This is a genomic window from uncultured Friedmanniella sp., assembly GCF_964244005.1.
In the GTDB taxonomy this organism is placed as follows: Bacteria; Actinomycetota; Actinomycetes; order Propionibacteriales; family Propionibacteriaceae; genus Microlunatus.
Genome location: NZ_CAXTHG010000009.1, coordinates 89951 through 98494 on the forward strand (window position 1 = coordinate 89951; position 8544 = coordinate 98494).

An 8544-nucleotide genomic window follows, 5' to 3' on the forward strand; every position below is an offset into this window, starting at 1 on the left:
CATGATCCGTTGTCCTCGGGCTGCCTAGAGAGAGGCGTACGTGCATCTCAAGAGCCTTACCCTGCGCGGCTTCAAGTCCTTCGCCTCGGCGACCACCCTGGCCTTCGAACCGGGCATCACCTGTGTGGTCGGGCCGAACGGGTCGGGCAAGTCGAACGTCGTCGACGCCCTCAGCTGGGTGATGGGGGAGCAGGGCGCGAAGTCGCTCCGCGGCGGCAAGATGGAGGACGTCATCTTCGCCGGCACCTCTGGCCGCAGCCCGCTGGGCCGCGCCGAGGTCGCGTTGACCATCGACAACTCCGACGGCGCGCTACCGATCGACTACGCCGAGGTCACGATCAGCCGGACCATGTTCCGCTCCGGTGGCTCGGAGTACGCGATCAACGGCACCGCAGCCCGGCTGATCGACGTCCAGGACCTGCTCAGCGACTCCGGGATCGGCCGCGAGATGCACGTCATCGTCGGCCAGGGCCAGCTCGACGGCATCCTGCAGGCCACGCCGGAGGGGCGGCGCGGCTACATCGAGGAGGCGGCCGGCGTCCTCAAGCACCGCAAGCGGAAGGAGAAGGCACTCCGCAAGCTGGAGGCCTGCGAGGTCAACCTCAACCGGCTGTCCGACCTGATCAACGAGATCCGGCGGCAGCTCAAGCCGCTCGGCCGGCAGGCCGACGTCGCCCGACGAGCCGCTGTGATCCAGGCCGACCTCCGCGACGCCAAGGCGCGGCTGATCGCCGACGACCTCGTCCAGGCCACCCTGGCGCTGGAGTCCGAGCTGGCCGACGAGCGGGCGCTCAAGCAGCGCCGGGTCGAGGTCGAGCAGGCGCTCGAGGACGCCCGCGAGCGTGAGCTGGCGGCCGAGGAGAACGTCCGGCAGTCGGCGCTGGCGCTGAACGCCGCTCAGGAGACCTGGTACGCCCTCGCGGCCCTGCGCGAACGGGTCGCCAGCACGATCTCGATCGCGCGCGAGCGCGTCCGGCACGCCGACCGCGACCCCGGCGAGGTCCGGGCCGGCCGCGACCCCGACGAGCTCGACCGCGAGGCGGCCGCGGTCGCCGCCCAGGAGCGTGACCTCGCCGTGCAGGTGAGCGCCAAGGCCGAGGCCCTGCGGGACGCCTCGGCTGCCCGCGCCGACGTCGAGGACGACCACCGTAGGGAAGAGGCCCGGCTTGCCGGACTGCTGCGTGCGGCCGCGGACCGCCGCGAGGGGCTGGCTCGGCTGGTCGGTCAGGTCAACGCGCTCCGTAGCCGGTCCGAGGCCGCCGGCGCCGAGATCGGCCGGCTGAGCGGGGCGTCGGCCGCCGCGACCGAACGGGCGGAGACGGCCCGGCTGGCGTTCACGTCGCTGGAGACCCGGGTGGCCGGGCTGGACGACGGCGAGCTCGGGCTGGACGCCGACCACGAGGCGGCCGTCGAGGCTCTGGACGCCGTGACTGCCGAGCTGGCCGAGCTGCGCCGGCAGGAGGTGGCCGCCACCTCCGAGCGCGCGGCTCTGGTGGCGCGCCTCGACGCCCTGCAGGTCGGGCTGCAGCGCAAGGACGCCGCCGCAGCCCTGCTCGCCGCCGCGGGCGAGGTGGCCGGGCTGCTCGGTCCGGTCGCCGGACTGCTGACCGTCGAACCCACCTACGAGGTCGCCGTGGCCGCCGCCCTGGGCCGGGCGGCCGACGCCGTGGCCGTCACCGGGCTGGACGCGGCCGTCGGGGCGTTCGGCCACCTGAAGACCGAGGACCTCGGTCGGGCGGACCTCTTGCTGGCCGGCCCGGCGGTCGACGAGACCGAGTCCTGGCCCGTCCTGCCGGAGGGGGCGCGGTACGCCGTCGAGGTGGTCGACGCTCCGGCCGAGCTGAGCGTTGCGGTTCGGACCGTGCTGGGCCGGGTGGCGGTGGTGGCTGACCTGCCGGCGGCGCGGGCGCTGCTCGCCGACCTTCCCGACATCGTGGCCGTGACCCGGGACGGCGACGTGCTGGGCGCGGTCCGCGCCGCCGGCGGCTCGTCGGCCCAGCCCAGCCTGCTCGAGGTGCAGGCGGCGATCGAGGACGCCGAGCAACGGCTGGCCGCCGCGACCCACCAGGTCGAGCGGCTGCGCTTTGCCGCCAGCGAGCTCGACGAGCGGTACCGGGCGGCGGAGCAGGGCGTCGAGATCGCGCTGGCCAAGCTGCACGAGTCCGACGCCGCGATGGCGGCGATCGCCGAGGAGCTGGGCCAGCTGAGGAGCACGGCGACCTCGGCCTCGGGGGAGGCGGACCGGCTGCGGCAGGGAATCGTCCAGGCCGAGGCCGCGCGCGACCGCGACCTCGCCGGGTTGGCCGACCTCGAGCAGCGGCTGGCGTTGGCCGAGCAGAGCGAGGGCGAGCCCGAACCCGACCCGGCGGAACGTGACCGGCTCGCCGAGGCGGCCCGGACGGCTCGGTCGGCCGAGATGGACGCTCGGCTGGCCCTGCGCACGCTGGAGGAGCGGTCCCGGTCGCTGGCCGGTCGGGCGGACGCGCTGCGCCGCGCGGCCGAGCACGAGCGGCAGGCGCGGGCCAAGGCGGCCGCGCGCCGCGAGCGGATGCTGGCCGAGGCCCGCGCGGCGGCGACCGTGCAGACCGCCGGGGCGTACCTGGCCGCGCAGCTGGAACGGTCCCTCGGCCTGGCGGCGACGGCGCGGGCTGCGGCCGAGGCCGACCGGACGGCTGCGGACACCGCGCTGCGGGACGTGCGGGCCGAGGCCCGGCGGCTGGGTGGCGACTTCGAGCACCTGGTCGACGCCGTGCACCGCGACGAGCTGGCTCGAGCCGAGCAGCGGATGCGGGTGGACGCGCTGGCCGAGCGGGCGATGACCGAGCTCGGCCTGGAGTCCGCCGCCCTGGTCCGCGACTACGGTCCAGACCAGCTGGTGCCGGTGCTGGCCCGCGAGGACGGGACCGCGCTGGGCCCAGACGACGAGCCGCCGTCCCCCTTGCCGTACGTCCGGGATCAGCAGCAGGCCCGGCTGCGCAAAGCCGAGAAGTCTCTCGGCGTCCTCGGTCGGGTCAACCCGCTGGCGCTGGAGGAGTTCGACGCCCTCGCTGAGCGGCACCAGTTCCTCGCCGAGCAGCTGGAGGACCTGCGCCAGACCCGGCGCGACCTGCTGGACATCATCACCGACGTCGACGCCCGGGTGGAGCAGGTCTTCGCCGAGGCGTACGCCGACGTCGAGGTGGCCTTCGAGCGCGTCTTCGCCCGGCTGTTCCCGGGCGGTGAGGGCCGGCTGGTGCTGACCGAGCCCGGCAGCTGGCTGACCACCGGCGTGGACGTGGAGGCGCGGCCGGCGGGAAAGAAGGTGAAGCGGTTGTCGCTGCTCTCCGGCGGCGAACGCTCCCTCGTGGCGGTGGCGTTCCTGGTCTCGCTCTTCCTCGCGCGGCCGAGCCCGTTCTACATCCTGGACGAGGTCGAGGCGGCGCTGGACGACACGAACCTCGGCCGGCTGCTGGAGATCTATGAGGAGCTGCGCGAGAGCAGCCAGCTGCTGGTGATCACCCACCAGAAGCGGACGATGGAGATCGCCGACGCCCTCTACGGGGTCACGATGCGCGGCGACGGGGTCTCCGCGGTGATCTCGCAGCGGCTGCGCGAGAGCTCGGTGGCCTGACCGCTACCTCCTCGCACGCGGCGGCGACCGTTACCGGATCGAGAGCGACGCGACCGTCGACCTCCGCGGTGCTGCGGGTACGCGGTGTCAGCATGTGAGTGCATGACAGTCCCCTTCCCCGGGCTCTGCTCGACTGTCGAGAGGCACCTCCTGTGATCGCAATCGTCGTCGCCATGATCGTCACCCTTGCCCTGGTGGGCGGGGTCGTCGGTCTCGTCCTGATGGGCATCGAGGGCCGGTGGAAAGAGCGCGCGCCGCGCCTCGCCGACCGCTTCGCTCGTGCCGCCCAGCACCTGAACGGGGACGGCCAGCCGCCCAAGGCCCTGAGCCGAAGCCACCCCTGACGCGCCGTCCGCGTTCGGCCCGAGCGAGTCGGGCGGCGCGCGGCCGCCTCTAGGATGTGCCGGTGGATCCGGTAACTCTGTGGATTATCGTCGGCGCCATCATCCTGGCCGCCTTCGTGGCGGTCGGCGTGATCGCGACCCGCCGGCGGGCGGCGCTGCTGCGCGCTCGGGAGACGCCGCAGCTCCCCGGTCAGCCGGGAGCGCCCGCCGACGCCGACGGTGACGTCGACCTGCTCGAGCGGCCGGGACCGGGCGCAAGCACCGGGGTAGCGCCGGACGTCGAGGTCGTCGAGCCCGAGCTCGTCCCGCTCGACCGGCCGGACAGCCGGGAGAGCCGGCTGGCTCGGCTGCGACGTCGGCTCTCGGGCTCCAACACTGCGCTGAGCCGTGGCCTGCTGATGCTGATCAGCCGGGACCGGATCGATGAAGAGACCTGGGAAGACTTCGAGGACGCCCTCATCACCTCCGACCTGGGGGTCGGCCCGACCACCGAGCTGGTCGAGTCGCTCCGGGCCAAGCTGCGGGTCGACGGGGTGGCCGACCCCGTACGGGCGCGGGAGATCCTGCGGACCGAGCTGGTCCGGCTGGTCGACCCGACGCTGGACCGCACGCTGAACACCGCCCGTGGTGACGTACCGGCGGTGATCATGGTCGTCGGGGTGAACGGGACCGGCAAGACGACGACGGTCGGCAAGCTCGCGCGGGTGCTGGTGGGGGAGGACAAGGACGTGGTCCTCGGCGCCGCCGACACGTTCCGCGCCGCGGCCGCTGACCAGCTGGCCACCTGGGGCGACCGGGTCGGGGTGCCGACCATCCGCGGGGCCGAGGGCGCCGACCCGGCCAGCGTGGCCTTCGAGGCGGTCAAGGCCGGCATCGAGCAGGAGGTCGACGTCGTGCTGATCGACACCGCCGGGCGGCTGCACACCAAGACCGGGCTGATGGACGAGCTCGGCAAGGTCAAGCGGGTGATCGAGCGTCAGGCGCCGGTCGGTGAGGTGCTGCTGGTGCTCGACGCGACCACCGGCCAGAACGGTCTGACCCAGGCGCGCATCTTTCGCGACGTCGTGAACGTCACCGGCATCGTGCTGACCAAGCTCGACGGCTCGGCCAAGGGCGGCATCGTCGTCCAGGTCCAGCGCGAGCTGGGCGTCCCGGTCAAGCTGGTCGGCCTGGGGGAAGGCGTCGACGACCTCGCGCCGTTCGACGCCGAGGTCTTCGTCGACGCCCTCCTCGACCAGGGCTGACCCCAGCCTTTTACCCCCCCCGACTTGTCAGCGTCTGTGGCTGCTCTGGCCGCCACTGACGCTGACAAGTCGGGAACGGGTCAGGCGGCGACGGCCTTGACGGTGGCCGGGACGTTGCCCCGGGTGGCCTTGGAGTACGGGCAGACCTGGTGGGCCGCGTCGGCGAGCTCTTGGACCTGAGCCAGCTCGAGCCCGGGGATGGCCACCGCGATGTCGGCGGTGATGGCAAAGCTGTCGCCCTCGGGGCCGAAGCCGATGTCGACCGTGACCTGCGCGGCGGACGCGTCCAGCTTGGCCTGCTTGGCGACCATCATCAGGGCACCGTTGAAGCAGGCGCTGTAGCCGGCGGCGAAGAGCTGCTCGGGGTTGGTGCCGGTGCCGGGGCCACCCATCTCCTTCGGCGCCGTCAGGGTGAGGTCGAGGATGCCGTCGCTGCTCACCGCGTGGCCCTGGCGGCCTCCGGTGGTGGTGGCGGAAGCGGTGTAGACGATCGTGGTCGGTGTGTTGGTCATGTCGTGCGCAACCGTGGCCAGCGCGGTCCTCTTCCCGGTGCGGTCCACCTAACTGCTGAGAAAGCCCTACGGATCAGCGCCGATCGGGCAAGTGCTTCCTGCAACTGGTGCTCAGACCTTCGACATGCGGTACCCGGCAGACCGCGCTGCGCTCTGGGTGGTGAAGCAGTCCTCGGGTTTGGTCACGTCGTAGAAGCGCTGACCCGGCAGGTGGTAGATCATGCTCGACGCGTTGCCCTTGATGGGGGCCCAGGACGGGCAGTTGTAGGCGCTGACGGGGTCGGTCCGCGAGGGGCGCTTGCCTTCCTTGATGCGGAGCTTCTGCGTCTTGGTCTTGGTCAGCTTCTTGCTGGTGACCTTCACGCGGTACGTGGTTTTCACCTGATCGGTGCGCACAAGGTCGTGGTCGAAGAACACGGGGATAGGCAGGACGTCGCCGACGAACGACGGGGTCTCGGTCACCGGCATGGGTTCCTCCCCAGCGACGCCGACGGCCCAGCCGCCGAGCCCGTCAGACACGGCGGAAGCCTGAGCCGGCTGAGCTCCGGTGTAGCTGGCACTTGTGCACGAGAGAGCCAGCGAGTACGCGGTCGGGTCGACAACGGGTGTCTCTCCAGGGTCAACGGGCGTCTCTCCCGGGTCAGCCGGCGGGGTGACGACGGGTGTCTCGCTGGTGATGGTGCACGACGCGTCCGTGGACGTGTAGGCCGGCAGCTCGACGACCTCGGTCGGGGTGGTGCGGGTCTTGGTGACCATCTTCCAGGTGTGGTAGCTCACCTTCGTGGTCACCTGGTAGCGACCGGCCCGGAGCTTGGCGGAGGCCTTGCCCTTGACGACGGTCTTCTTCCCCTTCTTCACGGTCAGCGTTCGCACCGTGTCGACGACGTTCCCCTTCGTAGTCACCGACGGTTTGACGGTTACCTTCTTGTGCCACTTCGCCTTCTTGCCGGCGATGGTGTGGATGGTGACTGAGGGCGACGTCGCAGCGGAGGCGCTCGGGCTGGAGCCGAGCATCAGGGCCAACGTGAGGAGGACAGCGGACGCGAGGGCGGTGGGGGTAGGTCGAGACACCTCGGAACCGTACGGATGCCTGGCGCCCATCCTGCGATATGCCGGGCATTGTTACCGTTCCGTGTTCACGCAGGCGGGCTGTACTCAGACTGCGCTGACCGTCTTGGCGCTGCTGACGCCGTGGTTGACGGCCTCGAGCAGGGCGTTGTTGAAGGCCGGGATGTCCTCGGGGTTGCGGCTGGTGATCAGGTTGCCGTCGACGACGACCTTCTCGTCGACCCACTCGGCGCCGGCGTTGCGGAGGTCGGTCTGCAGGCTCGGCCACGAGGTGAGGGTGTGGCCGCGGACGACGTCGGCCTCGATCAGCGTCCAGGGGGCGTGGCAGATCGCGGCCACGGGCCGTCCGGACTCGACGAACTTCTTGATGAAGGCGACGGCCGTAGCGTCCAGTCGGAGCGCGTCGGGGTTGGCGACTCCGCCCGGCAGCACCAGGGCGGCGAAGTCGTCGACCTGCACCGAACCGACGGTGACGTCGACCCGCTGGGTCCCGGCGTGGTCGAGGTGCTCGAAGAGCTGGACGTCACCGGCCTCGAGGCTCAGCAGCACCGGCTCGTGGCCGGCGTCGCTGACCGCGGCCCAGGGCTCGACGAGCTCGGCCTTCTCCACTCCTTCGGCAGCGACCAGGAAGGCGATCCGCTTGGCGGGGGTGGTGGTGTTCTCCGGCATGTGCCCACGGTAACCGGCGCTCCAGACGGCCCGCGTCAGAGCACGTGGCCGCCGTTGACGGTGATCCGCTGGCCCGTGACGAACGCGCCGGCGTCCGACGCGAGATAGGCGACGAGGTTGGCCACGTCGTCCGGTTCGCCCATCCGCCGGAGCGGGACCTCTGCCTCGTAGGCCGAGGTGTCGGCGCCAGCGTGCCGCTCGACGGGGATCTAGCCGGGCTGGACGAGGTTGACGGTGATCTGGTCGGGCCCGAGCTCCTTGGCCCACACCTTGGTCAGGCCGACCTGGGCGTTCTTGGCCGCGACGTACGCCGACCAACCGGGGGCGGCTCGGTCGGCGAGGTCGGAGCCGATCAGGATCACCCGGCCTCGGCCGAGGCGGCGCATCGACGGGAGGGCGGCCTGGACCAGGAGGGTCGGGCTGAGCACGAAGAACTCGAGCTGGTCGAGGTACGCCCGCCACGTCACGTCTTCGAGCCGGGCCTCGGGCTGCGGACCGGTGGCGTTGGCCACCACGACCTCGACCGGTCCCAGGCGTTCGCTGGCGGCGGCAACGAGCCGCGCCACGCCGACCTCGTCGGTGGCGTCGCCGTGAAAGGACTCCGCCGTCCCGCCCGCGGCCCGGATGTACGCGACGACCGCGTCCGCCGCGGGCCCGTCGGAGCGGTAGTTGACCGCGACCGACCAGCCGTCGGCGCCGAGCCGCCGTGCGATCGCGGCACCGAGGCCGCGCGAGGCGCCGGTGATCACGCAGGTCCGACGTTCAGCGGAAGGCATGGCCTCAGGCTAGGCCGAGGGGCTGCCGGTCCCCCCAAGGCCCGGCAGCCCCAGCTCTCGTGTGGTGGCCTGATCCTTCACCTGGCACCGCGGTCGTCCATCCGGTTCGCGGTGACGGTCGTGCCCTTCTGGGTGGCGACGACCCGGACCCGGTCCTCCACCTTCACACTGGCGATGGTGGCGGCCAGCTTGTCGGCCACGACCTTGGTCTTGGTGCTCACCCGGGTCGGTCGTGGTGAAGCCGTCGGCGCTCCGCACGGTGATCGAGGTGCCGCTCACATCCTGCACGGTGCCGCGCTGGAAGTCGACGACCCGGTGTTT

7 protein-coding genes and 1 pseudogene are annotated in these 8544 nt (G+C 71.9%); 3 read left to right on the plus strand and 5 right to left on the minus strand.

Annotated features, from left to right (window positions below; translation table 11 throughout):
- Positions 1-40 precede the first annotated feature (40 nt).
- The 3 genes from smc (at position 41) to ftsY (ending at position 5198) form a co-directional block, all read left to right on the plus strand.
- Complete coding sequence (gene smc / locus ACFE76_RS07895; RefSeq protein WP_375431188.1) at positions 41-3610, plus strand: chromosome segregation protein SMC; 3570 nt, start codon at positions 41-43, stop codon at positions 3608-3610.
- 152 nt (positions 3611-3762) lie between these two features.
- Complete coding sequence (locus tag ACFE76_RS07900) at positions 3763-3954, plus strand: hypothetical protein (protein WP_375431189.1); 192 nt, start codon at positions 3763-3765, stop codon at positions 3952-3954.
- Between the two features lie 62 nt (positions 3955-4016).
- Entirely contained in the window at positions 4017-5198 is a 1182-nt protein-coding gene (gene ftsY, locus ACFE76_RS07905; RefSeq protein WP_375431190.1) for a signal recognition particle-docking protein FtsY, read from the plus strand.
- Between the two features lie 80 nt (positions 5199-5278).
- Here ftsY and ACFE76_RS07910 read toward each other — a convergent pair whose 3' ends face one another.
- The 5 genes and pseudogenes from ACFE76_RS07910 to ACFE76_RS07930 all read right to left on the minus strand — a co-directional run bounded on the left by ACFE76_RS07910 (position 5279) and on the right by ACFE76_RS07930 (position 8444).
- Positions 5279-5710: an organic hydroperoxide resistance protein gene (locus ACFE76_RS07910; RefSeq protein ID WP_375431191.1), complete on the minus strand. Its 432-nt coding sequence runs from the start codon at positions 5708-5710 to the stop codon at positions 5279-5281.
- 111 nt (positions 5711-5821) lie between these two features.
- The gene (locus ACFE76_RS07915) at positions 5822-6781 is read right to left on the minus strand and encodes a hypothetical protein (protein ID WP_375431192.1); all 960 of its coding nucleotides are present in this window, start codon (positions 6779-6781) and stop codon (positions 5822-5824) included.
- An 84-nt stretch (positions 6782-6865) separates the two neighbouring features.
- Positions 6866-7447, minus strand: a complete 582-nt coding sequence (locus tag ACFE76_RS07920) for a type 1 glutamine amidotransferase domain-containing protein (protein ID WP_375431193.1) — start codon at positions 7445-7447, stop codon at positions 6866-6868.
- Positions 7448-7482: 35 nt separating this feature from the next.
- A pseudogene (locus ACFE76_RS07925) lies at positions 7483-8223 on the minus strand (SDR family NAD(P)-dependent oxidoreductase).
- Positions 8224-8300: 77 nt separating this feature from the next.
- Entirely contained in the window at positions 8301-8444 is a 144-nt protein-coding gene (locus ACFE76_RS07930; protein WP_375431194.1) for a hypothetical protein, read from the minus strand.
- Positions 8445-8544: the final 100 nt, after the last annotated feature.